The sequence below is a fragment of the Bosea sp. NBC_00550 genome, from assembly GCF_026020075.1.
GTDB lineage: Bacteria > Pseudomonadota > Alphaproteobacteria > Rhizobiales > Beijerinckiaceae > Allobosea.
In genome coordinates, this window is the sequence record NZ_CP102772.1 from 1,751,779 (window position 1) to 1,776,873 (window position 25,095).

At 66.7% G+C, this 25,095-nt stretch carries 28 protein-coding genes and 1 tRNA gene; 17 read left to right on the forward strand and 12 right to left on the reverse strand.

Annotated elements, in window-relative coordinates:
- Window positions 1-5 precede the first annotated feature (5 nt).
- The gene (locus NWE53_RS08300) at window positions 6-527 is read right to left on the reverse strand and encodes a hypothetical protein (RefSeq protein ID WP_265053858.1); all 522 of its coding nucleotides are present in this window, start codon (window positions 525-527) and stop codon (window positions 6-8) included.
- Window positions 528-844: 317 nt separating this feature from the next.
- Here NWE53_RS08300 and NWE53_RS08305 point away from each other — a divergent pair, with 317 nt between their 5' ends.
- From NWE53_RS08305 to NWE53_RS08345, 9 genes are all read left to right on the forward strand, one after another.
- The gene (locus tag NWE53_RS08305) at window positions 845-2,503 is read left to right on the forward strand and encodes an MFS transporter (RefSeq protein WP_265053859.1); all 1,659 of its coding nucleotides are present in this window, start codon (window positions 845-847) and stop codon (window positions 2,501-2,503) included.
- Between the two features lie 188 nt (window positions 2,504-2,691).
- Window positions 2,692-2,766: transfer RNA gene (locus NWE53_RS08310), tRNA-Thr, on the forward strand.
- 44 nt (window positions 2,767-2,810) lie between these two features.
- Window positions 2,811-3,092, forward strand: a complete 282-nt coding sequence (locus NWE53_RS08315) for a hypothetical protein (RefSeq protein WP_265053860.1) — start codon at window positions 2,811-2,813, stop codon at window positions 3,090-3,092.
- Window positions 3,093-3,484: 392 nt separating this feature from the next.
- The gene (locus tag NWE53_RS08320) at window positions 3,485-3,880 is read left to right on the forward strand and encodes a hypothetical protein (RefSeq protein ID WP_265053861.1); all 396 of its coding nucleotides are present in this window, start codon (window positions 3,485-3,487) and stop codon (window positions 3,878-3,880) included.
- Window positions 3,881-3,950: 70 nt separating this feature from the next.
- On the forward strand, window positions 3,951-4,238 hold the full coding sequence (locus tag NWE53_RS08325) for a hypothetical protein (protein WP_265053862.1): 288 nt from the start codon (window positions 3,951-3,953) through the stop codon (window positions 4,236-4,238).
- Window positions 4,239-4,318: 80 nt separating this feature from the next.
- Window positions 4,319-4,873, forward strand: coding sequence for a hypothetical protein (locus tag NWE53_RS08330; protein WP_265053863.1), 555 nt, complete (start codon window positions 4,319-4,321; stop codon window positions 4,871-4,873).
- A gap of 136 nt (window positions 4,874-5,009) precedes the next feature.
- On the forward strand, window positions 5,010-5,474 hold the full coding sequence (locus NWE53_RS08335) for a hypothetical protein (protein WP_265053864.1): 465 nt from the start codon (window positions 5,010-5,012) through the stop codon (window positions 5,472-5,474).
- Between the two features lie 188 nt (window positions 5,475-5,662).
- Window positions 5,663-6,532 (forward strand): MBL fold metallo-hydrolase, encoded by an 870-nt coding sequence (locus tag NWE53_RS08340; RefSeq protein ID WP_265053865.1) that lies wholly within the window; start codon window positions 5,663-5,665, stop codon window positions 6,530-6,532.
- A gap of 359 nt (window positions 6,533-6,891) precedes the next feature.
- A complete protein-coding gene (locus tag NWE53_RS08345; RefSeq protein WP_265053866.1) occupies window positions 6,892-7,665 on the forward strand; it encodes an NAD kinase in 774 nt (257 codons plus the stop codon).
- A 12-nt stretch (window positions 7,666-7,677) separates the two neighbouring features.
- On the opposite strand, the gene NWE53_RS08350 is transcribed toward NWE53_RS08345, so the two are convergent.
- Both NWE53_RS08350 and NWE53_RS08355 read right to left on the reverse strand, forming a co-directional pair.
- A complete protein-coding gene (locus tag NWE53_RS08350; protein ID WP_265053867.1) occupies window positions 7,678-8,892 on the reverse strand; it encodes a DUF2336 domain-containing protein in 1,215 nt (404 codons plus the stop codon).
- A complete protein-coding gene (locus NWE53_RS08355) occupies window positions 8,889-9,986 on the reverse strand; it encodes a lytic transglycosylase domain-containing protein (protein WP_265053868.1) in 1,098 nt (365 codons plus the stop codon). Before NWE53_RS08355 ends, NWE53_RS08350 begins: the two co-directional genes overlap by 4 nt.
- Before the next feature lie 176 nt (window positions 9,987-10,162).
- Here NWE53_RS08355 and NWE53_RS08360 point away from each other — a divergent pair, with 176 nt between their 5' ends.
- From NWE53_RS08360 to NWE53_RS08370, 3 genes are read left to right on the forward strand one after another with little or no spacing between them, the layout of a single operon-like run.
- Window positions 10,163-10,660, forward strand: a complete 498-nt coding sequence (locus NWE53_RS08360; RefSeq protein ID WP_265053869.1) for a MaoC family dehydratase — start codon at window positions 10,163-10,165, stop codon at window positions 10,658-10,660.
- A gap of 5 nt (window positions 10,661-10,665) precedes the next feature.
- Window positions 10,666-11,544 (forward strand): HpcH/HpaI aldolase/citrate lyase family protein, encoded by an 879-nt coding sequence (locus tag NWE53_RS08365; protein WP_265053870.1) that lies wholly within the window; start codon window positions 10,666-10,668, stop codon window positions 11,542-11,544.
- A gap of 19 nt (window positions 11,545-11,563) precedes the next feature.
- Window positions 11,564-11,779, forward strand: coding sequence for a heavy-metal-associated domain-containing protein (locus NWE53_RS08370; RefSeq protein WP_265053871.1), 216 nt, complete (start codon window positions 11,564-11,566; stop codon window positions 11,777-11,779).
- A 139-nt stretch (window positions 11,780-11,918) separates the two neighbouring features.
- On the opposite strand, the gene NWE53_RS08375 is transcribed toward NWE53_RS08370, so the two are convergent.
- Window positions 11,919-12,527, reverse strand: coding sequence for a flavin reductase family protein (locus NWE53_RS08375; protein ID WP_265053872.1), 609 nt, complete (start codon window positions 12,525-12,527; stop codon window positions 11,919-11,921).
- Between the two features lies 1 nt (window position 12,528).
- A complete protein-coding gene (locus NWE53_RS08380) occupies window positions 12,529-13,098 on the reverse strand; it encodes a nitroreductase family protein (RefSeq protein ID WP_265053873.1) in 570 nt (189 codons plus the stop codon).
- A 103-nt stretch (window positions 13,099-13,201) separates the two neighbouring features.
- On the opposite strand from NWE53_RS08380, the gene NWE53_RS08385 reads away from it, so the two are divergent.
- The gene (locus NWE53_RS08385; RefSeq protein ID WP_265053874.1) at window positions 13,202-14,110 is read left to right on the forward strand and encodes a hypothetical protein; all 909 of its coding nucleotides are present in this window, start codon (window positions 13,202-13,204) and stop codon (window positions 14,108-14,110) included.
- Between the two features lie 107 nt (window positions 14,111-14,217).
- On the opposite strand, the gene NWE53_RS08390 is transcribed toward NWE53_RS08385, so the two are convergent.
- From NWE53_RS08390 to yidD, 6 genes are all read right to left on the reverse strand, one after another.
- Window positions 14,218-14,943: an SGNH/GDSL hydrolase family protein gene (locus tag NWE53_RS08390; RefSeq protein WP_265053875.1), complete on the reverse strand. Its 726-nt coding sequence runs from the start codon at window positions 14,941-14,943 to the stop codon at window positions 14,218-14,220.
- Between the two features lie 23 nt (window positions 14,944-14,966).
- Window positions 14,967-16,193 (reverse strand): OpgC family protein, encoded by a 1,227-nt coding sequence (locus tag NWE53_RS08395; RefSeq protein ID WP_265053876.1) that lies wholly within the window; start codon window positions 16,191-16,193, stop codon window positions 14,967-14,969.
- Window positions 16,194-16,614: 421 nt separating this feature from the next.
- Window positions 16,615-17,235: a GDYXXLXY domain-containing protein gene (locus tag NWE53_RS08400; RefSeq protein ID WP_265053877.1), complete on the reverse strand. Its 621-nt coding sequence runs from the start codon at window positions 17,233-17,235 to the stop codon at window positions 16,615-16,617.
- Entirely contained in the window at window positions 17,232-18,524 is a 1,293-nt protein-coding gene (locus NWE53_RS08405; RefSeq protein WP_265053878.1) for a DUF2157 domain-containing protein, read from the reverse strand. The genes NWE53_RS08400 and NWE53_RS08405 overlap by 4 nt, the downstream gene beginning before the upstream one ends.
- Before the next feature lie 229 nt (window positions 18,525-18,753).
- Window positions 18,754-20,751 (reverse strand): threonine--tRNA ligase, encoded by a 1,998-nt coding sequence (gene thrS, locus NWE53_RS08410; RefSeq protein ID WP_265053879.1) that lies wholly within the window; start codon window positions 20,749-20,751, stop codon window positions 18,754-18,756.
- 52 nt (window positions 20,752-20,803) lie between these two features.
- A complete protein-coding gene (gene yidD, locus NWE53_RS08415; RefSeq protein ID WP_265054843.1) occupies window positions 20,804-21,166 on the reverse strand; it encodes a membrane protein insertion efficiency factor YidD in 363 nt (120 codons plus the stop codon).
- A 105-nt stretch (window positions 21,167-21,271) separates the two neighbouring features.
- Between yidD and NWE53_RS08420 the strand changes: the two genes are divergently transcribed.
- Window positions 21,272-22,045, forward strand: a complete 774-nt coding sequence (locus tag NWE53_RS08420) for a phosphatase PAP2 family protein (protein WP_265053880.1) — start codon at window positions 21,272-21,274, stop codon at window positions 22,043-22,045.
- Here the strand turns inward: NWE53_RS08420 and NWE53_RS08425 are convergent, their stop codons facing one another.
- A complete protein-coding gene (locus tag NWE53_RS08425; protein ID WP_265053881.1) occupies window positions 22,046-22,492 on the reverse strand; it encodes an iron-sulfur cluster assembly scaffold protein in 447 nt (148 codons plus the stop codon).
- Window positions 22,493-22,786: 294 nt separating this feature from the next.
- Here NWE53_RS08425 and folE point away from each other — a divergent pair, with 294 nt between their 5' ends.
- The 3 genes from folE (at window position 22,787) to NWE53_RS08440 (ending at window position 25,087) form a co-directional block, all read left to right on the forward strand.
- Entirely contained in the window at window positions 22,787-23,431 is a 645-nt protein-coding gene (gene folE, locus NWE53_RS08430) for a GTP cyclohydrolase I FolE (RefSeq protein ID WP_265053882.1), read from the forward strand.
- Window positions 23,432-23,507: 76 nt separating this feature from the next.
- Window positions 23,508-23,915 (forward strand): phosphoribosyl-AMP cyclohydrolase, encoded by a 408-nt coding sequence (hisI, locus tag NWE53_RS08435; protein WP_265054844.1) that lies wholly within the window; start codon window positions 23,508-23,510, stop codon window positions 23,913-23,915.
- 194 nt (window positions 23,916-24,109) lie between these two features.
- Complete coding sequence (locus tag NWE53_RS08440; RefSeq protein WP_265053883.1) at window positions 24,110-25,087, forward strand: patatin-like phospholipase family protein; 978 nt, start codon at window positions 24,110-24,112, stop codon at window positions 25,085-25,087.
- The last annotated feature ends 8 nt before the right edge of the window (window positions 25,088-25,095 follow it).

Genomic DNA, 25,095 nt, shown 5'->3' on the forward strand with positions numbered 1-25,095 from the left:
AGCCGTCAGCGGCGCGGCACCGTCAGCAGGAGCGCGCCCGTCTCGGCATGCGCGAAACGGCTGCGTGCACCGTCTCGCGCATCGTCGGCACCGGCGATCCGGATGACGCGAGCGGTTGGACGCGAGCGCGGGCCCTCGAGACGATAGATCGTCGGCTCCGGCGTGGGCGAGGGCCGGATGCCGGCTCGCGGCATCAGGTTCTCGAAGGCGTATGGATCGATCGGCTTCGGTGCCTCGGCCTGCCGTTCGATGACGGTGACGCCGCCGGACGCCGTGTCGAAACCGGGCCAGGCCCAGGGATAGTCGAAGCCGCCCCAGCCCAGCTGGCGATGATGCCGGCCATAGGCCCTGCGATCCGCACCACGCCAGGGCCGGACGCCCGGGTGAGGATGGGCGAGGCCCGGCCGCCCGTGGCCAATGCCGACCGGCGCTGCGGGCCCGAAGCTGCGCCCGGCCGCGAACACGCTCGTCGACAGCGTGGCCGCGACGAAAAAACTGCAGGATAGGGTGATGGCAAGCCGCGGCATCGCGCGTCTCCTCGACCGCATCTCGTCAGGCCTCCCGAAGCCGAGTATAGTGGGTTTGCGCGTGCAGGAAAGCCACTGCTTTTCCACAGCTAACCGCCTCTCCCCGCCCCGCCGATAGTCTTAAGACGAACGGTGCAAGACCAAGTGCTTGATTGCCCTGCGACAATCAGGCGCGCAAACCTTCGGTCCAGGCTGGCATGGCAGGATTCGTCCTCCGGCCGGCAGCGCGCTCATCGCCACGTCAGAAACGCGAGACGCGCGGAACGAAGCGGCCGGGACATCCCGGCTTGGAAATTTCACCAGGGGAGACAAGCGCCATGAGCATGGCATCGCAGACATCGGGGTCGGCCGCAGCGCCGCGCCCGATGACCAAGGAAGAAAGGAAGGTCATCATCGCCTCGTCGGCCGGAACGGTCTTCGAGTGGTATGACTTCTACCTGGCAGGCTCGCTCGCCGCCAACATCGCCCAGACCTTCGTGCCCGGCGACAACGACACGGCGAAGTTCATCTTCGTGCTGTTCGGTTTCGCCGCCGGCTTCGCGGTCCGCCCGTTCGGCGCGCTGTTCTTCGGCCGCCTCGGCGACATGATCGGCCGCAAATACACCTTCCTCGTGACGATGACCGTCATGGGCCTCGCGACCTTCGTCGTCGGCCTGCTCCCGAGCTTCGCGACGATCGGCTATCTCGCGCCCACGGCCTTCATCATCTGCCGCCTGCTGCAGGGCCTCGCGCTCGGTGGCGAATACGGCGGTGCCGCGACCTATGTCGCAGAGCACGCCCCGATGGGCCGCCGTGGCTTCTACACCTCCTGGATTCAGACGACCGCGACGGTCGGCCTGTTCCTGTCGCTGATCGTCATCCTCGGCCTGCGCCTCAGCATGTCGCCGGAGGCTTTCGCCGCCTGGGGCTGGCGCATTCCGTTCCTGCTCTCGATCATCCTGCTCGGCTTCTCGATCTGGATCCGTCTCCAGCTCGCCGAATCGCCGGCCTTCGTGAAGATGAAGGAAGAAGGCACGCATTCGAAGGCGCCGCTCCGCGAGGCCTTCGGCAACTGGGAGAATGCCAAGATCGGCCTCATCGCCCTGTTCGGCGGCACCGCCGGCCAGGCCGTCGTCTGGTACACCGGCCAGTTCTACGCGCTGTTCTTCCTGACGCAGACGCTGAAGATCGACGGCACCACCGCCAACCTGCTGATCGCGCTCTCGCTGCTCGCCGGCACGCCGTTCTTCATCCTCTTCGGCTGGCTTTCGGACAAGATCGGCCGCAAGCCCATCCTGCTCGCCGGCTGCCTGATCGCGGCGCTGACCTACTTCCCGCTGTTCACGATGCTCGCGAACACGGCTAACCCGAAGCTGATCGCGGCCACCGACAACGTGAAGCTGGTCCTCACCTCCGATCCGGCGCAGTGCGGCACGCTCTTCGACCCCGTCGGCGTGCGGACCTTCACCAAGCCCTGCGACATCGTCCGCCGCACCCTGGCCACCAACTCGATCCACTACGATCTGGTGCCCGGACCGGCCGGCTCGCCGCTCAAGGCGACCATCAACGGTGCGGACGCGCCGACCGGCGCTGCCGAGCTCGTCGCCGCCGCCCAGACCGCCGGCTATCCGAAGGCGGGTGACGCTACGATCCTGAAGACGCCCTCCATCGGCCAGGTGCTGACCGACGGCCGCGCCATGAAGGCAGTGGGCATCCTCTTCGTGCTCGTCCTCTTCGTGACGATGGTCTACGGCCCGATCGCGGCCCTGCTGGTCGAACTCTTCCCGACCCGCATCCGCTACTCCGGCATGTCGCTGCCCTACCACATCGGCAACGGCTGGTTCGGCGGCTTCCTGCCCCCGACGGCCTTCGCCATCGTGGCGGCCAGCGGCAACATCTTCTCCGGCCTGTGGTATCCGATCATCGTGGCGCTCGGCACCTTCGTGATCGGCCTGCTGTTCCTGCCGGAAACCAAGAACCGCGACATCCTGAAGTGATCATCGCCTGACGGCGATCCTGGCCCCGCCTCGGTTGAGGCGGGGCTTTTTCGTTTTAAGTACCCGGAAAGTCGGGGGGAGGCCGAGCATCGCGCTTGCCCTCGGGGCCATCCGCTGATAACCGCTGCAACGATTGCGAGCGGCATCCGCGAGCGATCCGGTCCAGCCCCGAAACTGGACGCCACGGCGCCGGCGTAGCACAGCGGTAGTGCAGCGGTTTTGTAAACCGAAGGTCGGGAGTTCGATCCTCTCCGCCGGCACCAGCCATTCTTCGGGTAACCGGCAAGCATCGCGTCGAGGAAGCGAAATGGCAAAGCGAACGAAATCCAAAGCGCTCGACACCGAGTTCACCATGTTCGACGTCGTCTATGAGGATGGCTCCCGGACCTCCAACCGGCGGGTGCCAACCGCATTGCTTGGCGGCCTGGATGGGGACGAGCCTGCGCGCGCGACGATCATGGAACAGGACGAGGCGATCTCGGAGAAATCCGGCAAGCCGCCCTTGGCGATCGCGACCATCATGAGGTCGGGCAAGGCGGTGGTCGAGCAGGATAACCGCAAGGACGAGCGCAAGAAGCGCTCGGCGTAAATGCAGGCTCCCTGTCGAGGCGCGATGCGACCAGACAGGTTGGATCATCTGCAGCCTCGGCATCGGGAACCCCGGTTGACCGCCAGTCGGTACGGCCTCTTCCTGGCCAAGCATCAGCTTCCGCGTCACCCGAAGATGGCCTCGCAGCTCTCGCTGTGCGGGCCGTTCGGTCTCGACCAGCTTCCTCGCATAGCCCGACAGGCGCCCACAGGCCCCTGGAAGCGCGTTAGCCAAGTTGCACCTTCGAGAACTCGTCGCGCGTTTTCTCGCGGCCGCGCGAAGATTAGAGCGCATCTCTCCCTTTAAATCGCGCGCGATGATCTGCTCAACGACAGAGCGCCCTTGGTCGGGTCCTGCCCGCCTCGATCGCCCGCCCCCTCACCCCTGCCGAGATGGGTGTCTATCGCGCGCCCTTCCCGACCCGCGAAAGCCGGCTGCCCGTCTGGCGCCTGCCGAATGAACTGCCGATCGAGCGCAAGCCCGCCGATGTCTGGGATCGGCTGAGCAAGGCCCATCGCGCGCTCGCGGCCTCGGCCTATCGCAAGGTGCTTTTCGCGGGCGAGCCCGGAGCGCTGGTTTCGCCGGCTTTCGGTGCCGCCTTCGCCGCAGGCCTGACGAACTGCAAGTTCGTTCTGCTCGGGGCTGGGCGTCACTATCTTCAGGAGGATCACCCCAAGGCCATCGCCGACAAGGTCGCCAGCGAGATCAGGTCGATTACCGCGATCACCGGGCCGCTTGCCGGCGTCGCAGCTCGAGCTGACCGTGTGGGGCACTGCTGGCAGGATTGACATCCATCCTTCTCTGGGAACGTTTTGGCGGGCGGAAGGGTTATCCGCCTCGCCAGGCCCGGAGGCTTCGATGAAGGTCATCGCTCTCACGCTCGTTCTCGTGCTGAATGCGGGGATCGCGACCGCCCAGTCACGCCCCTCGACCGTCTCGCGCCCCTGCGCCGCGAGCCAGAGGGACGTCCAGACCCAAGGCGCCATCGTCCTCGGCACGGGCGGCTTCACCTATGACCGCTTCGTTCGCGACCGCAGCTTCTGCCAGTTCGACGAGGGCCTCGACCCAGCCTGGGTGCCGAGCCGCGACCGCGACGCCTGCTTTGTCGGCTATCGCTGCAAATCGCAGTCGCGCTGGTTCGATTGATCGCTGCGCCGCCGGCGGAACCTGAGCCACCAATCAACGTTCAGTGTTTGGGGTGACTGCTTTTTCGGGGGGAGGTTCGCATGCGCCGTTCTCTGCTCGTCGCCGCTTCCATCGCACCATTGCTGCTCGCCAGCGCCACGGAGACCTTGTCGCAACCTCGTTACGGAGGCGGCGGTTTTCGTGCCGGCGGATTTCATGGTGGCGGGTTTCATGGCGGCGGATTTCGCACCCATGGAATCGGAATGAGAGCCTATGGGGTGCGCCCCGGCTTCCAGGGCTACGGCTCCGGATGGCGCGGCGGATGGGGAGCGCGAGGCGGCTGGTACGGCGCCGGCTTTTATCCGCGCCGCGCTTGGGGCGGGTATTACCCCTACCGGCGCTATTGGGGCGGCGGCTATTATCCTTATTGGGGCGTGGCGTCAGGTCTCGCCACCGCAGCGGTGATCGGGGCCGCGGCCTCCTATCCGGCCTATGGGTATCCTGCCTACCCGGCTTACGAGGTTCTCCCCGCGGCAAGTGGTGGCCAGTGCAGCACGCCGGTGAAGATCTGCACGCTCTATGAGCCTGCTCCGCTCGGCACAGGCTGCTCCTGCAGGGTTCCCGGAGGCCGCGCTCGCGGCAGTGTCGAGCCCTGACCGGTCGGCTCGAACCCGCCTGCAACGCCGGCTGGAACAGATGGCTGGCCGGCACACATCATCCTGGGGTAGATGTCGGGTCGACAGAGCCGCCATCCCGCGGCCTCATCGCTGCTCGATCCCTATGCGAACCGGAATGGACGACCGGACTCATCTCCTGACATTGGCCGCGCGCTGCGAGACCTCCAGCAAGCCCACAAGGGAGCTGGATGCCGATATCTATGAGGCGCTCGGCTACATCGTGCGGCGCAAGCCGACGCGGCTTGCCACGCGCCGCACGCCGGCCGGCGGCATCTATCAGCATGGCTCCTTCTGGAAGACGCTCGGCGCCGTCAGCGCCGATATCGACGTGGCCGTTTCCCTGCTGCGGCAGAAGGCCCCCAGCTGGAGCTGGAGCCTGCAATGCCTCGCCGGCGATGATCCCATGGCTTTCCAGGCGCTGGTCGCCGATTGCTCGGGCCATGGCGTCATGGGTTCTCTCGCTCTGTGTGCGGCCATGCTGCGCGCCCTCGCCCGTCGCGAACCCGTTGCGCGGGCAGAAACGGAAACCGACCAGCTAGCGGCAGCGCCCGCATCGGCTTCCCGCCTCACGGAAACTTGACCCATGGGCAGATCATGGCAGTTGAACAGTGACTTCCCCTCGTTAGTTTGCCTGTGACTTGAGGGGAGAAAACCATGCATGACGTCACTATTTCACGCCGCGCCGCCATCGTCGGCGCGGGCGCTCTCGTTGCCGCTACGACCCTGGACCTTCCCGGGGTTGATCTGGCCCAAGCCCAAGGAGTTCCCGTGAACCAAGCTCCCGGATTCTACCGCTACAAGATCGGCGACATCACGCTGACCGCGATCAATGACGGCTTCGGCAAGCGCCCGCTCGAAGGCTTCGTTCGCAATGCCGAGCTGGCCGACGTCAAGAAGGCCATGGAGCAGGCCTTCCTGCCGCAGGATGCGCTGAACATCACTTTCACAACCCTCGCGATCCAGAGCGGCGGCAAGCTCGCGCTGATCGACACCGGCAACGGCGATTCCGGCGCGCCGACATCCGGCAGCTGGATGACGAACTTCAAGGCCGCCGGCTTCGATCCGAAGGACGTCTCGACCGTCGTGTTCAGCCATTTCCACGGCGACCACATCAACGGCTTCCGGCTGAAGGACGGCAGCGCCGTCTTCCCGAACGCGGAAGTCATGGTGCCGGCCGCCGAATGGGCCTTCTGGATGGACGACGCCAAGATGAGCGCCGCCCCGGAGGCCATGAAGGGCGCCTTCGCCGGCGTACGGCGCGTCTTCGGCCCCGTCACGAAGGATGTGAAGCAGTTCGAGCCGGGCAAGGAAATCCTGCCGGGCCTGACCCCGATCGCGGCGCCCGGCCATACGCCCGGCCACACCGTCTTCGCGCTCACCTCCGGCAACGGCAAGCTGATGATCATGTCGGACACGACCAATCATCCCGCGCTCTTCGTGCGCAATCCCGATTGGTCGGCGGTTTTCGACATGGACGGCCCCCAGGCCGCCGCCACCCGCCGCAAGCTGCTCGACATGGTCTCGGCCGACCGGATGCAGGTCGCCTTCTACCATGCGCCCTTCCCGGCCGTCGGCCATATCGCCAAGGACGGCAAGGGCTTCGAAATGGTGCCGGTGCAGTGGAGCCCCGCGATCTGACGGGCTTCGCCTCAGTCCATTCGGTCGAGGCCGGGCACCCAGCCCGGCCTTGATCGTCCGAGGCTGCCGTCTTGAGACGGAACCACTCCGTCATTCCGGGGCGGTCTGAAAGACCGAGCCCGGAACCCAGAACCGATGCTGCCTATCGCAAGCATGACCATCGCCGCGCCTTCATCACCGAGGACACCGGTTCTGGGTTCCGGGCTCATCGCTGGCGCGATGCCCCGGAACGACGGCGCGGTTCCGTCCATAAACGGCAGGCTCCGGCGGGTTTTATCGTCGGCGGAGTCTCGCGGCCTGCGGCCCGGTCGTGTTAAGCCTGCGCCCATGCCGCAAGGCCTGCCGCTTCAGGACACGCTATGACCGAACGTTTCGGCGCGATCTCCTTCGTCGCCAGCGATACCCCTGAGGCGCGGGCAGCGCTCGACAAGCTGGTCGAGCGCTATGGCAATGCCGCTCCGGCCGAGGCCGACGTCGTCGTCGCGCTCGGCGGCGACGGGCTGATGCTGCAGACGCTCCACCGCTTTCTCGGAACGGGCAAGCCGATCTACGGGATCAATCGCGGCTCCGTCGGCTTCCTGATGAACGAATTCAAGGAGCGCGGGCTGCGCAAGCGGCTTGAAATGGCCGAGCGCAGTGTCGTCCACCCGCTCTCGATGGAAGCGGTCGACCGCAACGGCGTGACGGTGCAGTCCAAGGCGATCAACGAGGTCTCGCTGCTGCGCCGCTCCTACCAGGCCGCAAAACTGCGCATCTCGGTCGACGGGCAGGTGCGGCTTTCGGAGCTGATAGCAGACGGGCTTCTGCTGGCGACACCGGCCGGCTCCACCGCCTACAATCTCTCGGCCAACGGACCGATTCTGCCGCTGGATGCGCCCCTTCTCGCGCTCACGCCGATCTCGGCATTTCGGCCCCGCCGCTGGCGCGGCGCGCTGCTGCCTGACCATGCCAAGGTCTTAATAGAGGTGTTGGAAGCCGACAAGCGACCGGTCAGCGCTGTCGCCGACCACACCCAGATCGACGAGGTCAGCTCCGTCTCGATCGAAATCGACCGCGATGTCGATCTCGTCATGCTGCACGACCCCGGCCACAGCCTGGACGAGCGCATCCTGCGCGAACAATTCGGTTACTGACGCGCTCGCCTCTCAGGCTGCGTCGCGCAGATCGCCCGCTTCGAGCTCGATCAGAAAGGATGGATCGGCCTCGATCAGCAGGGCGAGCGCCGCGTCGTCGGCAAGCGAATCCGCCATGGCCTTCGCCTCCTCGCGGGCAGCCTCCGCATCCATGCGCCGCAGCAGCGCCATCAGCGCATCGGCTTCCGGCCCCGTCATACCCTCGCAAGCGATCAGGACGTCGCGCAGCAATACGCGGTCGATGCCGTGCCGCGTGCTGCCGGCATCGAAGCCACGCGCGTTGAGGGCGAGGATCGCGGCGATGAAAGCCAGTTCGAGCGCAGCCGGCAGCCCGGCCTTGCGGCAGAGCGCCTTGAGCCCGGCGCCACGCCGGTCGCGCAGCAGCGTCGCGACCCGGCCGGCCGGCAGGTCCGACAGCGAAACGAAGGCGGCCTCGGCCAGCGCCGGCTCCCCACTGAGCAGCGAACGCAGCATCAGGCCGGGCGTCAGCCGGCCAGTGGTCCGCAGGACCTCGACGATCGCCGGCGCGTCGGTCGCCTCGCCGCCGGCGGCAAGCGCCACCGCGACTCGCTCGGTCGATTCCCGCGCCAGCCTTGCGCTGCGCTCAGGCGTCAGCCAGCCGCATCCCGCGACGAAGCTCGCCAGCGTCTCGGAAACCCTGGCCGCGATCGCCTGGCGCAAGCCGGCGGGAAGATCGGCCCGCTCCAGCAAGGCCTCGCGCAGGCCGCCGCTGTCGCCGAAGCGTTCGACGATGCGTTCGAAGGAGAAATCCGGGATTTCGGCCGTGCGATTGCCGGCCAGCGTGACCAGAGCCTCCTCGCAGCCGACCTCGGCCAGCGCCGCACAGACGCTCACCGGCAGGCAACGGCGCATCGCGATGGCGCGTTGCGCCAGCGTGTCGCCGACGGCGGCGGCATCCACGAGGTCGGCCTCGGTGAGCACCGGCGAGTGTGCCAGCACCAGCGCCGCGACATCGCCCTGATCGGCGATGAGGCCGAGCGCGAGGTTGCGCGGCGTGCGCATCGACGGCGCCATTTCCTCGGCGATCGCCCGGCGCACCAGCGGCGAAGGATCGTCGATCAAGGCGATCAGCGCGGTTTCGGCTTCGCGGCGATCCTCATCTGACATGCCGGACCGCAGATAGGCTCCAGCCAGCGCGGCGGCGCCCGCAGCGCGCGGCTCGGCTGGGGCCGTGCGAGCCCAGAGCAGGAAACGGCGAACGATCATGCTCCGCCTCGCCGGGTCATGAAGGAGGAGAGATCGAGCGGCGCGCGGCGGGCCTTGCCCACGGGCTGTGGCGCGGCGGTAACCGTGGATGGCGACAGCTCGCTCGGCCGCGAAGGCGGCAGCGGCGCACTGACGACCTTGCCGGCAGCGACGGGCATCGCGCTGGCGGCTGAGGCTGATGCACTCGCATCCGACGCCGCGTTCGCATCGCTCTGACCAGGGCGCGGGAAATAGCGCTCGCCGCCCGCGAGCGACGCCATGCGCGTGCCGCCCTGGATCGGCGTGGTCCAGAGATTGGCGACGGCTTTCGAGACCGGATCGCGCGAACCGCCCGTCGAGAACAGGCCGACGAGCCCCTTTGCCCGGCCCGGCCGCAGCGCGGCAGCGATCTCGACCTCGGGAGTATCGCCCTGCCCCGATTGGGCGCCTTGTGTGGTGGCGGCGGCGACCTGCGTGCTGGCATGGCTTGCGGCCAGCACCCCGTAGACCTCCTGGACGCTGCGCGCCCGGCCCGCCTTGTCGTAGAAGATCGAGCGGTTGGCGGCGGCGGCCTCGGGAAAATCCCTTGCCGCGACCCGGCTCGGATCGCTGGCGGCCGTCCGGATCAGGTCGGAGGCGCCGCGCGCACCCAGCACATGCGCCATATAGAGCTCGCCGCCCTGCGGCGAGCGCCCGAGCGCGCCGGCCAGCTGGTCACGATTCTTTTGCGTCAGGGCCCCGGCCATGACGGCGGCGACCTGGGGATCATTGCGCAGCTGCAGGATCTTCTCCCGCGCCGCCGGATCGGAAACGGTAAGCCGCCCGCCGCTCTCGGAGATGGCGTCGGCATATTGCGAGAGCCCCTGCTTCGGGCCTTCCTGCTTGACCATGGAAAGCCAGGTCTGCTCGATGAATTGGAAGAGCCCCGTGGCGCTCGATGTCTTCGCCTTGGCGTCCGGCTCCAGCGAGGATTCGCGCTGCGCCGTCTTGAGCAGATAGTCGAAGCCCGCACCCGTCTTTTCGGCGCCCTGGCGAATGGCGCTGACGACCGGATTGGCGGGCTGCGCGTCGCGGCTCTGCGGCGTGGTGAAGAGGAACATCGAGACCTTCGGCATGCAGCCGCCGCGCAGCGCGGAAGCGCAGTCCGAAGACTGCTCCATTATGGTAAGCGAACCGTTAAGATGCCCTGCAGGAGCTTAACGCCACGCTTTCCGCTTCCCTCCCGGCGGGCGGCATTCTACGACTTCTCGCGCCGGCTCAGCGGCCGGCCTTTGCGAAGGCGGAGGCGTCTATGGCGGATGTGGTGCGTCACAAGCGTGGCGGGATCTATTTCGAGGATTTCCAGGTCGGCGCGGTCATCGAGCACGGCCTGACGCGCACCGTCACGCAGATGGACAACATGTTGTTCTCCAACATGACCCTCAATCCGCAACCCCTTCATATCGATGCGCATTTCTGCGCGACCGAGACCGAATGGGGCAAGCCGCTGATGAACTCGCTGTTCACGCTTGGGCTGATGATCGGCATATCCGTCAACGACACCACCGTCGGCACCACCATCGGCAATCTCGGCATGACCGATGTCGGCTTCCCCGCCCCGCTGTTCGAGGGCGACACGATCAACTGCACCACCGAGATCGTCGCCAAGCGCGAGTCGCGCTCGCGGCCCGATGCCGGCATCGTCGATTTCCTGCACAAGGCCTACAAGCAGGACGGCACGCTCGTCGCGCAGTGCCGCCGCCAGGCCTTCATGCGCAAGCGGCCGGCACCCGCCACGGTCGCGGTCTGACCCGGATGCGCTCGCTCCTGTTCGTGCCGGGCGACAGCCCCAAGAAGCAGCAGAAGGGCCTGGACAGCGGCGCCGACGCCCTGATCCTCGATCTCGAGGATTCCGTCGCGCTCGACGGCAAGCCGCAGGCGCGCGAGATCACCCGCGCCTTTCTCGATTCGGCACGCGCGCTGCCGAAGCGCCCGCTGCTGATCGTGCGCATCAACGGCCTGACCACCGGAATGAGCGAGGCCGATCTCGACGCCGTCATGCCCGGCGCACCGGACGCGATCATGCTGCCGAAATCGGAAGGCGGGATCGATGTCGGCCATCTCGCCGCCAAGATCGCCGTGCGCGAGGCGGAGTCCGACCTCCCCGACGGCGCGACGCGGATCCTTCCCATCGCGACCGAAAGCGGCAAGGGCATCTTCGGCCTCGGCAGCTACGCCCGCTCCTCGCATCGGCTGATGGCGCTGACCTGGGGAGCCGAGGACCTCTCGGCCGATCTCGGCGCCGAAACCAACCGGCTCGAGGACGGCTCCTATACCGACCCCTACCGCCTTGCCCGCGCGCTCACGCTGTTCGGCGCGAGCGCCGCGCAGGTCGACGCGATCGATACCGTCTTCACCAACTTCCGCGACGATGCTGCCTTCCGGGCCGAATGCCTCGCCTCGCGGCGGGACGGCTTCACCGGCAAGATGGCGATCCATCCGGCGCAAGTCGCGCCCATCAACGAGATCTTCTCGCCCTCGCCCGCTGCGCTCGCCAAGGCCGAGCAGATCATCGCGCTGTTCGAAGCCAATCCCGGCGCCGGCGTGATCGGCCTCGATGGCGAAATGCTGGATCGTCCCCATCTGATCAGGGCGCAGCGGCTCGTCGCGCGCGCTCGGAAACTGGCTGAATAAACAGCCGGAGGCGATTCGAATGACTCAGGTTTTTGAAGTTTCAGGCATGCATTGCGGCGGCTGCGCCTCGCGCGTCCAGCGCGCCGCCACGGCGCTGGCACCGGGCGCGACGGTAACGCTAGACCCGCCGCGCCTGACCCTGCCCGAAGGGACAGCCCTCAACGCAGAAACGATCAACAAGGCGCTGGCGGAACTCGGCGACTATCGCGCCAAGGGTCCGCTGGCGCAGGGCTGAAGCCAGTCGACACAGAGCGTCATGCTCGGGCTTGACCCGAGCATCTCACGCGGAAGGAGGCTCCGGTGCTCTCGCATCCCGAGATTCTCGGGTCTGCGCTTCGCTCCGCCCGAGAATGAACGCCCGCGCGACGGCTGCCCTAGCCGCCCGCCGGCCGCTGGATCGAGAACAGGCTGGTCACCTCGGCATAATCGGCATAGCCGCAGCGCGCGATCGGGTTGGCACCGGCCGTGTCGAAGCGCCCGTCCTTGACGAAGGCGTCGTCGACGAAGGTACCCACGACCTGCCCCAGCACCATCCAGCGCGGCACGGCATTGCCGTCGAGATCCTGCAACTGCTGGATCGAGAGCAGCTTGCATTCGAGCGCAGCCGGCGTGCCGGCGACGCGCGGCGGCTTGACGAAGCGTGACGGCGCCATCTCCAGCCCGGCATGAGGATACTCGCTCTCGCCCCGCGGCAGCGGCGCCGAGGTCAGGTTCATCGGCTGCGCCAACGCCCTGGTCACCAGCGAGCAGGTGAACTCGCCGGTTTCCTCGATGAAGGCGACGGCGTCCTTCTTGTTCTCCGATGAGAACATCACGATGTTCGGCCGCGACGAGATCGCGTTGAAGAAGCTGTAGGGCGAGAGATTGACCTCGCCCTTCGCGCTCAGCGCCGTGATCCAGCCGATCGGCCGCGGCGCCACGATGGCCTTGAACGGGTCGTGGGCGAAGCCGAGATCGTCTTTCGTCGCCGAGTAATAGGTCATGTCAGGCCCCGTAATAGCTGACGATGTCCGACATCACGGGCCGGTCGCGATCGGTGATCGGCGCCGTCGGCGTGCCGATATGGATGAAGCCGGCCATCCGCTCGTCCTCGGCCAGCCCGAACTCGGTCAAAACCACCCGGTCGAACGAGAACCAGTTCGTCAGCCAGGAGCCGGCATAGCCCATCGCATAGGCGGCGACGAGCATGTTCATGCAGACCGCGCCGGCCGAGAGCTCCTGCTCCCAAAGCGGGATCTTGACGTGCTGGCGCGCCCGCGAGACCACGGCGACGATGACGGGCGCGTGCAGCAGGCGTTTGCGCTCGAATTCGACCTGATCGTCATTCGCCTGCGGATTGCGCTCGCGGAAGACGCGGGCGACCACCTCGGCCGCCTCTTCCCGGGCAGCGCCCGTGAAGATGACGAAGCGCCAGGGCGCGAGCTTGCCGTGATCGGGCACGCGGGCGGCGATCGCGAGTAGCTCGTCGAGTTGCGCCCCTTGCGGCCCCGGAGCGGACAGGAACTGCGGCGGCACGGAGCGACGCAGCTTGAGCAGAGAGAGCGTATCGGTCATGAAACATCCTGACGATGGCGATGGAATTGACCTATTCCTTCGCCATGATGAGGACAAGCGAACCTGCTCCACCATCGCCGCAGGGCCGCCGAGGACGAAAAGCATGCTTGAATTGGATGGTTTTGAAGCTGGTCGCCGCTTGGCCGGCGTCGTCTTCGCCGTGGCCGTCCTGTTCTCGCCGGCTTCGGCCCAGACACCGACGCCCGATACCGGTCCGGGTGCCGACGCCCCGGCACCAGCCGCGCCCGGCTCCGCGACCGCCCAGTCACGGCTCGCCGTCACGGCCCAGTTCGCCAGCGATCGCAAGCCGATCCGGTCCGGCTTGAACTGGCGTATCCTCAGCGAGACCGTCGACGGTTCGTCACCCCGGATCGTTGCGCGCTCCACGGAACCCGAACCGAACTTCGCGCTTCCGCCGGGCAACTACATCGTTCACGCCGCCTACGGCTTTGCCAGCGGCACCAAGCGCGTCAGTCTCGGGCCGCAAGGATTGCGCGACCAGGTGCAGATCAGCGCCGGCGCGCTGTCCCTGGCAGGGTCGATCGGCGACGCGCCGATATCCGCCGGGCAGCTCTCCTTCTCCGTTTTCGTGCCGTTGCAGGGCAATTCGGAAGGCCGGCTCGTCACCAGCGGGGCCAAGGCCGGCGAGGTCATCCGCCTGCCCGAGGGCACCTATCACGTCGTCTCCACCTACGGCGATTCTAACGCCATCCAGCGCGCCGACGTGAAGGTGGAGACCGGCAAGGTCACAGAGGCGACGCTCCATCACCGCGCCGCCAAGGTCACCTTGAAGCTCGTCGCCGCCGCTGGCGGCGAAGCCTTCGCCGGCACAGCCTTCAGCGTGCTGACCCCCGGCGGCGACGTCATCCGCGAGGCGATCGGCGCCTTTCCGCAGGTGATCCTGGCCGAGGGCGATTACGTCCTGATCGCCCGGCAGGAGGGGCAGGTCTATTCGCGCGACTTCAAGGTCGAATCCGGCAGCGACCGCGATATCGAGGTGCTTGCGAAATAACCCCCCGTCATGCTCGGGCCTGACCCGAGCATCTCGGAAACCAGCGCCTTCTCCGCGGGAGATTCTCGGATCTGCGTTTGGCTCCGCCCGAGACTGACGCGCCCGGCTCAGTTGGTCGGTTTCACGCCCGGCGCGACCGTCTCGATCCGGACATTGCCGATGCCCGAGACGATGCCGTCGGCGAGGCGCAGGCCCAGGCAGCGATAGCCGGCATCGACCAGATGCAGCCCATCCATGCCGAGGAGCTCCTCCGGCGTGAACTGGCGCGAATTCGACCAGCCCTTCATCAGCGCATAGCGTGGGAAAACCGAGACGCCCTGCTCCTGCGCCGTCTTTGTCAGCACGGCGCGATACTCGTCGTAATGCGGGTAGCGACCCTCGCGCGGCAGCCACGGCAGATCCATCAGGATCATGTCAACCCCCGCCGCGCGCGCCTTGCCGATGCCCTTGCTCAGGATCTTGGCGAGCTTCTCCTCGCCGATGTCGCGGATCGCGTCGTTGATCACGGTCTGCCAGATCACGATGGCCGGCTTCTCGTCGATGACGTCCACCTGCATCCGTAACAGCATGTCGTAAGCCGACTGGCCACCCACACCCTTATTGACGACCTTGACCTCGGCTCCGGGCAGGCGGCGCCGCAGTTCTGCCTGCAGCACGGCCGGATAGCTCTTGTCCTCGGCGCTGGCGCCGGAACCGGCCGTCGCGGAGGAACCGAGCGCCACGACCGTCAGCCGGCCGGTTTCCTGCAGCGCCTTGCGCGCAGCCGGCAGGCTCGGCTGGAAAGCCGGCTTGGCCGCATCGATCCGGCAGCGGGCATCGGCCGGTGCCGGCATCGGCACGCCGGCGGCGAGGGAATTCAGCGCGAGGAGAAGGAAGGCCGCGGCGCCTGCGCGCCACGTGCCGGGGTAGGCTCGGCGCTTGCGCCGCGTTTCGTGATCGAACGGTACCACGACAGGAAAATCCCTAAGCCTGTCAGCACTGTAACGCCGGCGGTGCAGATCAGCAACTGAACGTCCAGAGCGAAGGACGTCTCCGCCAGCACGATCTGGCCGATGATCGACAGCACGATCCCGACACAGAAGACATGGAGGGAGTTCTGCCCGGCGCAAGCCAACGCACGCCCAAGCGCCGATTTCGCCATCGCGCCACCGGCCGGCAGCCAGCGGATCGCGAGCCAGCTCAGCGCCCCGACATGCATCAGCCGGGTCCAGGCGAGGTTCGTCTTGTCCGAGCCGAGCTGGACGGAATCGACCCAGTCGCTCAGCGCGCCGATTCCGGTCGGATTGCCGGCCGACGTCTTCACCACCCAGGCGAAGAGAATGAACGCGACTGCCACGACATCGAGCCAGACCAGCCGGGGCAGGCCGACACCGAGCTGCGCCGCGCGGCCGATGATGATTCCCAGCGTGAAGACGACCTGCCAGGCGAATGGGTTGAAGAACCAGATCCCGGCATTGCCATTCGGCAGGTTGAGCTCGAAGGCGAGCGCCGCCTGCCAGATCGCCAGCGAGACGGCGAGCGTCAGCAGCGGGCTGATCCGCACGGCGTAATAGATCGCCGGAAACAGCGCGAGGAGCACGATATAGAGCGGCAGGATATCGAGATAGGACGGCTGATAGGTCAGCGTCAGCGCGCCGATCAGCGCCTCGACCGTGTCGCGGAAGAAGGGCTGGATGTTGATCGCCTCGATATAGAGCGGGTTCTGCGTCTGCGTCACGGCCGTGGCGACGACGCCGCAGACGATGATGAACACCGCGATATGGGCGATGTAGAGCGTCCAGAGGCGCCCGCCGAGCTTCAGCGCCGCGACCGGGAAGCCGCGCTGCTCGATCAGCCCGCCATAGGCCAGGGTGGCCGAAACGCCGGCCAGCAGCACGAAGATATCGGCCGCGTCCGAGAAGCCGAAATTATGCGGCATATAGGCCGATACGACGTTCCCGGGCATGTGGTTTATGAAGATGATCAGCAGCGCCAGCCCGCGCACCACGTCGATGCGCGCATCGCGGCTGCCCCTCGAACGCGCCGTGCTTTCGGCCGGCTGGCCGAGGAGCAGGAAGCGCCTGAAGGAGGAAATGGACGACACGGACGGCTGTCCTTCAGCAGGCTAGGACGGGCTAGTGCGGAACGCGGCGGCCGATCGCGGGTTCCCCGCCGGCGGCCCCTCAAGATGAACGTTCCCTGTCGAGATCGTTCATCTGCCGTTCATATAACCGAAGGGGAGTCGCGTCACGCGGCGCATTGTCACAAGCGCGTGTGGCGGACCATCAGCGCGCTTTGCGGCAGGGTTGGGACGAAGCGTCGACGACACGGCAATGTGATGCCGGGCCTCAGTCGAAGCCCGTGACGCTCGAAGACAAAATCCCGGGCTTGACCCGGGATCGATGCCGGAGCACGGCCGGCAAAGGTTCAGGAATGGATCCCGGATTTCCGCTTCGCGGCGTCCGGGATGACCCTCGCTTTTACTTGAATGCAGCGCGCTCTGGACGCTGTCGGCCGGCGCGGTCTCAGTATGGCGGCTCGGCGTAGACCGGCTTGCCATCGATCAGCAGGCGCTTGATCGCCGCCTCGCCGGATGCGGAGACGCCAGCGACGACCTCTATACGGGCCTTCTCCGTCGTCTCGATTGCCTTGCCTTCGCCCTGGGGCACGAAATAGCTCTCGAGCCCATAGGCGATACGGAGTCGGTTGCGGTTACCGCTGCAGTCGAAGGCGCCGTCGGCATTGGTGGCGCAACCGCCTGTCGCGGTCACGCGCCCTGCGATCACGACCGCATCGTTGCTGTTCTTCGGCCAGTCGCGCGAAACCCCGGTCGCCCGGGCGAAGCCCTGCTCGTCGCGCCCCAGCGTCACGAAAACGGTCTCCCCGCGCCGATAGGGCTGCGTGCCGTCCTGCCCCGCCTCGACCGTGCTGATCGGGTAGGCGAGCACGACATAGTCGCCGCGGAAGAGATCGCGCGGATCGACCGGAACAGTCTTGAGACGCACCTCCGCGCCGCCACGCAGGATGCGCGCCCGCTGCTCGACGAGCGCGAGCAATGCGAGCCCCAGCAGCAACACAGCCGCAATCGCGCGCCAGAGGAGCGGTATCCTCGTTACGATCGCGTCGGCCGAGAACAGGCGCATCATGCGGCCTCCTTCTCGGCGGGCGGATTCAACCGCGCGAACAGGCGCCGCGCGCCGGAGGCGACCGCAAGCAGAGCCGCGCCCGCGACGAGGAAGAACAGCGACTGGTCCAGCAGCGTGCCGATCGTCTGCCAGAGCAGGATCAGGATCGCGACGCCGAACAGGATCGAGCCCGCCATCACCAGCCGCCTGACGCCTCCGGCCGCACCCGCCACCATCAGCGCGGTCGCCGAAAGCAGGACGAGGCTCGCCACCGTGATCTTGCCGGCCATGCCGATGGCGCTGCCGCTCCAGAACACGGCGGGCACGAGCAGCGCCAGGACGAGCGCCGCCGTCAGCGGCCAGGTGAAGCGCCGGTCGCGCGCCGTCGCAGCTGCCAGGACCGTCAGCGGAACTGCAACGGCATAGGCGTAGAACACGAACAGGAAGGCACGCCCCGCCCGCGCCTCGTCATTGTCGAGAATGCGGACCAGCTCGAAACTCAGGCAGAGCACGAGCCCAAGCAGGCCCCATGGCAGGCAGGCTGTCAGCAGGCTGGGGCCGCCGCGATCGAGCGCGATCGCACCCAGCGCCACATAGAGCGCCGACACCGCCAGACCATAGGCGAGCAGGCCGTAATCGAAGCGATCGAACAGCTCATAACCAGGGACCATGCCGATCCAGAGCGCCCCGGCGAGTACGACGAGATGATGGATCAGCCGGTTGCTGCGCGAGAGGGCCAGCCAGAGCGCCGGCAAATAGAGGATGAAGAAGCCGAAATGGGCACCGCCGCGCGCCTCCTCCCAACGCCCGCCGCTCCAGGCGCAGATCGCCACGAGCGCAATCGCCAGCGCCCCGCTCGACCGCATCAGGAAGGAGGCAGCGAGCCCGCCAAGCGCGATCAGCACCGCGCCGCCCGGCCAATCTGTCGGCAGATGGTACATCTGGCCGACCAGCGCGAGCCCGGCGGCGAAGATCAGCACGCCACAGGTGACGGCCGCATCGCTGCCACGCGGCGAACCGCCCCGCTCAAGCCGGAAAGCAATGGCGAAGCACGCCAAGATGCCCGCCAGGATCGCGCCAAGTTTCGCCAGCCGTGGGATCGCCTCCCAGTTCGCCGCGACGAAAGCCGCTACGCTCGATGCGATCAGCAGGCCGCCGAGCAAGCCGAGCAGTGCCGGCAGGCGGAAGCCGCTGTGCTCGCTGGCGACGGAGCGGCGGATCGCTCCGGCGCTGTCGGCGTTGAGCAGGCCGCCATCGACCCAGCGGATGAGATCGGCCTCGAGCCGCTTGCGATAGGAACCCGTCAGCATCGCCGGCAATCTGGCATGGTCGGAGCGGAATTAGCTAGAGAGGGAATGTCGAGCGAGCGCGCATCACCGCATCCTTCTCCCCTTGCGGGAGAAGGTGCCGGCAGGCGGATGAGGGGTCTCGCGACGCCCGCCGCGAAACGAACACCGAACTTCCAGAACCTGTGCGACCCCTCATCCGGCCCTCCGGGCCACCCTCTCCCGCAAGGGGAGAAGGAAAGGCGCAGAAGCTTCACGCCGCCCTGACTGCCTGCCGGCGCGCCAGATCCGGCGCCAGCGCCTCCCGCGTCAGAGACGCAATCGCCTCGGACAGCGTCATCACGGTCTGCGCCTGGCTGCCGAGGCGGCGGATCGTGACCGTCTTTTCCTCGGCCTCGCGCTTGCCGACGGCCAGGATGACCGGGACCTTGGCGAGCGAGTGCTCGCGCACCTTGTAGCTGATCTTCTCGTTGCGAAGATCGGCGCGTGCGCGCATGCCGGCTCCGAGAAAGGCCATCGTCACCTCCTCGGCATAGGCGTCGGCGTCCGAGGTGATCGGCGCGACGACGACCTGCTCGGGCGCCAGCCAGAGCGGGAAATGCCCGGCATGGTGCTCGATCAGGATGCCGGTGAAGCGCTCCAGGGAACCGCAGATGGCGCGGTGGACCATCACCGGCTGCTTCTTCTCGCCATCGGCACCGATATAGAAGGCGCCGAAGCGTTCCGGCAGGTTGAAGTCGACCTGCGTCGTGCCGCACTGCCAGTCGCGGCCGATGGCGTCGCGCAGCACATATTCGAACTTCGGCCCGTAGAAGGCGCCCTCGCCCGGATTGATCTCGGTCTTGATCCGGTTGCCGGACTGGCGCGCGATCTGCTCCAGCACCTTGGTCATCACGTCCTCGGCATGGTCCCAGAGCGCGTCCGAGCCGACGCGCTTCTCGGGCCGTGTCGAGAGCTTGATGACGAGTTCCTCGGTGAAGCCGAAATCCTCGTAGACCGAGAGGATCAGGTCGTTGATCTTCAGGCACTCGGCGGCGAGTTGCTCCTCGGTGCAGAAGATATGCGCGTCGTCCTGCGTGAACCCGCGCACGCGCATCAGCCCGTGCAGCGCGCCTGATGGCTCGTAGCGATGGACATTGCCGAACTCGGCGAGCCGGATCGGCAAGTCGCGATAGCTCTTCAGCCCGTGCTTGAAGATCTGGACATGGCCCGGGCAGTTCATCGGCTTCAGCGCGAAGACGCGATGGTCGCGCTCGGCGTCCTGCGGATTCTCGAAGGCCGCGGCGGACTTCACCGCGAACATGTTGTCCTGGTACCAGCCCCAGTGTCCGGAGGTCTCCCAGAGCGACTTGTCGAGGATCTGCGGCGCGTTCACCTCCTCGTAGTCGGCGGCAAGGCGCCGGCGCATATAGGCGATGATCTCCTGGAACAGCCGCCAGCCCTTGGAGTGCCAGAACACGACGCCCGGCCCCTCCTCCTGGAAGTGGAACAGGTCCATCTCCCGGCCGAGCTTGCGGTGGTCGCGCTTCTCCGCCTCCTCGATCTGCCTGAGATAGGCGTCGAGGTCCTCCTGCTTCGCGAAGGCCGTGCCGTAGATGCGGGTCAGCATCGCGTTGTTGCTGTCGCCGCGCCAATAGGCACCGGCCGTCTTCATCAGCTTGAAGGCGTTGCCGACCTTGCCGACCGAGGTCATGTGCGGGCCGCGGCAGAGGTCGATCCAGTCGCCCTGCGCATACATCTTCAGCGTCTGGTCGGCCGGGATCGCATCGACCAGCTCGACCTTGTAGGCCTCACCCTTCCCGGCGAAGAAATCCTTGGCCTTGTCGCGGCTCCAGACCTCCTTGGTGAAGGGTTTGTCGCGCGCGATGATCTCGCGCATCTTCTTCTCGATCGCCGGGAAGTCCTCCGGGGTGAAGGGCTCGTTGCGGGCGAAATCGTAGAAGAAGCCGTTCTCGATGACGGGGCCGATCGTCACCTGCGTGCCCGGGAAGAGTTCCTGCACGGCTTCGGCGAGGACGTGGGCGGTGTCGTGCCGGATCAGTTCGAGCGAACGCGGGTCTTCCCGGTTCAGGAACTCGATCTTCGCGTCGGTGGTGATCGGATCGGCGAGATCGACGACCGTGCCGTCGAGCGCCATGGCGACGGTGCGCTTCAGGAGCGAAGGGGAAATGCCCTTGGCGAGTTCAGCCCCGGTGATGCCGGAGGGAAATTCGCGCTTGGCGCCATCGGGAAATGTCAGGGAGATCGTCATCGATCGGATATCCTGCTCACTCGGGGATACAAGCCCCGTAAGACAAGGCCGGCTACGGATGTGAAGGGTGCGTTCCGCCGCCCGTGGCCGGTTCGGCGGCGGAATCGAAAGCCGCCGGCACATTTGTCCTGCGCCAGCGGCCATAGGCCCACGGCCTATACCACCTCGCGCCCGGCGGCAATTCCTCGCAGACGATGTCGATACCGCTCGTGCCCCATGGGTTGCAGCGGCATATCCGCGCGCATCCCATCCACCCGCCCCGCCACAGCCCGAAGCGCAGGATCGCCTCGTCGGTATAGGCGGAACAGCTCGGCCAGTGCCGGCAATGGCGTCCAACCAGCATGGACAGGCTGAGTTGGTAACCACGGATCAGGATATGGGCGAGCCTGCGCGGTAAAAGTGCAAGCCGGCGCAGGCGCGAAAATCTTTGCTTAACAAAGAGACGCTGGAATAGATCATCTACGTCGTTTCGTTCAGCCGTCACCAGAACCGCTTCCCCTCGCCTGATTCCGGAAACATGATGCCCGCCGTTCGCTTTCGCCATGCCCTGCTCCGCCAGGCCCCCCTGCGCCAGGCTCCCCTGCGCAATGCCCTTGCGGGTCTCGGACTGGCGTTTAGCCTCGTGCTTTCCGTGCCGGCATCAGCCCAGCAACGGCCTTACCTCCTCTGGCTCGACGGTGCCAAGCTCGATGTCGCCCATCTCACCGGGCTGCCGCCGGCGCAGAACAGCCCGGAAGCCAAGGCCGAGTTCGAGCAGGTGCAGCAGCTTTCGCTGAACCGGACGCCCGAGCGCGAGAAGCAGGCGATCGCCGACCAGCGCCAGGGCCTGGTGAACTTCCTGAACGGCATGGAAACCAGCTATGTCGACAACACCCATCGCGAGGTGCGGCTGCTGTTCCGAGAGGCGCAGGTCGAGCTCAGCATCCTGCTGAAGAGCGTCCATCGCCTCACCAGCCGCCCGCGCCCCTTCCAGCTCTGGGCCAAGGTCCGCGTCAAGCCGTGCCCCGGCGCGCGTCCGGAAGGAACCTCCTTCCCTTCGGGCCATGCAGCGACGGCTGCTCTCTATGCGGAGCTGCTCAAGGCGGCCGTCCCCGACATGGCGGACAAGCTGGAGGAGCGGGTGAAGAGCTATGACGAAAGCCGCCTGATCTGTGGCTTCCACTATCCCAGCGACCTCGTCGCGGGTGACAAGGTCGGACGCGCCGTCGCCAAGGCCCTGCTGGCGGAGCGTGCCTTCAAGTCGCGCTTCGACGAGACGATCCCGGAGATCAAGGTCGCCTTCGGCATGAAATGATCAGGCGGCGGCCTCGCGCCGCCGCGTCTCGATCTGATCGATCGCATCGACCACCGCGTCGAAGGTCAGCATGGTCGAGGCATGCCGCGCCTTGAAGTCGCGCACCGGCACGAGCACGGCGAGATCAGCCCATTTGCCTTCGGGCGGATCGGCATTGTCCTTCAGGATCGCGCGAGCCTGTTCGCGCACCTGCCGCAGTTCCTCCGCCGTCGAGCCGATGACGTGGCCCGCCATGATCGAGGAGGAGGCCTGCCCGAGCGCGCAGGCTTTCACCTCATGGCCGAAGCCGATGACGACATCGCCCTCCATGGTGACATCGACTGTCACGGTCGAGCCGCATAGCTTCGAGTGAGCCCGCGCCGTGGCGTCCGGAAACGGCAGGCGCTGCAGCAGGGGGATGTTGGCGGCAAGCGAAAGGATGCGCTTGTTGTAGACGTCGTCCAGCATGGCTTGGTCCTAGAGCACGCGCCGATCGGCTTGTAGCGCAAGCTGATCGGACAACGCGTTCTCTATTATGGTTCAGAGACGGATTCACCGATCAGGTTGAACAACCTGATCGGATCCGGCTCTGGCGGCTCTGGAATGACCGGCTCGGAGATCCAATATAGGGTTGATCGCCGTAGAACGGGAGGGCATGGACATCCCTCCCGCCGCAAGGCGTGAAACTTGTCGCAACGGCCTCGTGGCCGCGGCCGCCCGGTCGCAGCGCGGGGCTCCTATCGTCCCAACGGGAGGCACCACATGATCCCTGTGGTTAAGTCCTTGTCCGTCGAGGGGGCCGTCAGCCCCTCCGCCGACAAGTTTCTGGTCCGCAAGCCCACGCAGGAAGAAGCAGAGGCCGCCGTCCGCACGCTCATCCGCTGGGCGGGTGAGGATCCGTCGCGCGAAGGCCTGTCCGATACGCCCCGCCGCGTCGCCAAGGCCTACAAGGAATTCTACAAGGGCTATGGCGAGAATCCGCATGACATCCTCGACCGCGTCTTCGAGGAGGTCGAGGGCTATCAGGACATGGTCCTGGTCCGTGACATCCCGTTCTATTCGCATTGCGAGCACCACATGGTGCCCTTCGTCGGCAAGGCGCATATCGGCTACTACCCCTCGAAGGGGGTAGTCGGCCTGTCCAAGCTCGCCCGCATCGTCGACGTCTATGCCCGCCGCCTGCAGACGCAGGAGACGATGACCGCCCAGATCGCCGACGTGATCGAGGAGGCGCTGGAGCCGCGTGGCATCGCCATCCTCGTCGAGGCCGAGCATATGTGCATGTCGATGCGCGGGGTGCAGAAGCAGGGCTCCTCGACCATGACCTCGCAATATCGCGGCCTCTTCCGCAACGATCCGGCCGAGCAGGTCCGCTTCTTCACCATGGTGAAGTCGCCGGGGCTGTGACCGCAGGTTTGGCCGGGCACCGCCCTTGCTCTACAAGGCGCGTCGCATGACGCGCCTTTTTCGTGATGGAACCGAGATGAGCCTGTTTCCCTCCGCAGCCGACAAGCATGCCCTCGAGGAGGGCACGGTGCTCAGCCCCCGCTTCGACGCGAACGGCCTGGTGACGGTCGTCGCTACCGAAGCGGACAGCGGCGCGGTGCTGATGGTCGCTCATATGAATGCCGAGGCGCTGAAGCGCTCGATCGAGACCGGCGAAGCCTGGTACTGGTCGCGCTCGCGCCAAGAACTCTGGCACAAGGGTGCGACCTCCGGCCAGATCCAGACCATCGTCGAGATGCGGATCGACTGCGACCAGGACGCGCTATGGCTCAAGGTGAAGGTCGGCGGCGACGGCGGTTGCTGCCATACCGGCCGCTGCTCCTGCTTCTATCGGGTTAAGCCGCTGCGGGAAGACGCGGAGAGGCCGCTCCTCATTTGCACCTGATACTTGTGCGCATCGGCAATGCTGCTGCTGCGCCTTCACGGTCCCGTCAAATCCAGGCGATAATGACCGCCGATTATGCCGTTCACCTTTCGCTCATCAGCTTCTGAGATTCTCTGTCCCTGTGGAGAGAACGGTCCATGCTGTGGAATGGCGTTGCACGGCGAGCCTTTGGCCTTGGCGGGGGTGGTGCCGTAATGAACGACATGCGCTCGATCAACCGGCAACCGGCGGCCGTCAGACCGAAGATCGGCCTGGCACTCGGCGGCGGCGCGGCGCGCGGCTGGGCTCATGTCGGTGCCATTGAGGTACTGGTCGAAGCCGGTTTCGCGCCCGATGTCATCGCGGGTACCTCGATCGGCGCCGTCGTCGGCGGCTGCTTCGCTGCGGGTAAGCTGCCCGCGCTGACAGAATTCGCCACCAGCCTGACCAAGCGCCGCATCGTCGGCCTGATGGATTTCCATATCGGCGGCGCCGGGCTGATCGCGGGTGGGCGGCTGAAGCGCCTGCTCGACCAGCATCTCGACGGCGTCCGCATCGAGGACCTATCGCATCGCTTCGTCGCGATCGCGACCGAGCTCGGCTCCGGCCACGAGATCTGGCTGACGCATGGCCCGCTGGTCGAGGCGCTCGGCGCCTCCTATGCCCTGCCCGGCGTCTTCGACCCGGTGAAGCTCGGCGGCCGCTGGCTGATGGACGGCGCGCTGGTCAACCCGGTGCCGGTCACGGCCGCGCGGGCGCTGGGCGCCGACATCGTGATCTGCGTCAACCTCAACAACGATCTGTCCGGCCGCGGCACGATCATCCAGAACCATGGCTCCGATCCCGACGAGCTCGTGCCCGAGCTGGAGGTGCGGCCCGAGCCGCGCTGGTATGACGGCATCAGCGGGGCGGCCAAACGCGTGCGCAACATCGTCGGGCGGCCGGCCGAGAATCGCCCCGGCCTCGCCGGTGTGATGATCGAGGCGTTCAACATCACGCAGGACCGGATCTCGCGCTCGCGCCTGGCCGGCGATCCGCCGGACGTGATGATCGGCCCTAAGCTCGGCCGCATCGGCCTGTTCGACTTCCATCGCGCCGACGAGACCATCGAGCTGGGGCGGCAGGCGGCGCAGCGTGCGCTCGACGATATCGCCGCCCTCGTCGCCGCCAGCCATATCGTGCCCCAGGGCTGAGCCGGGGG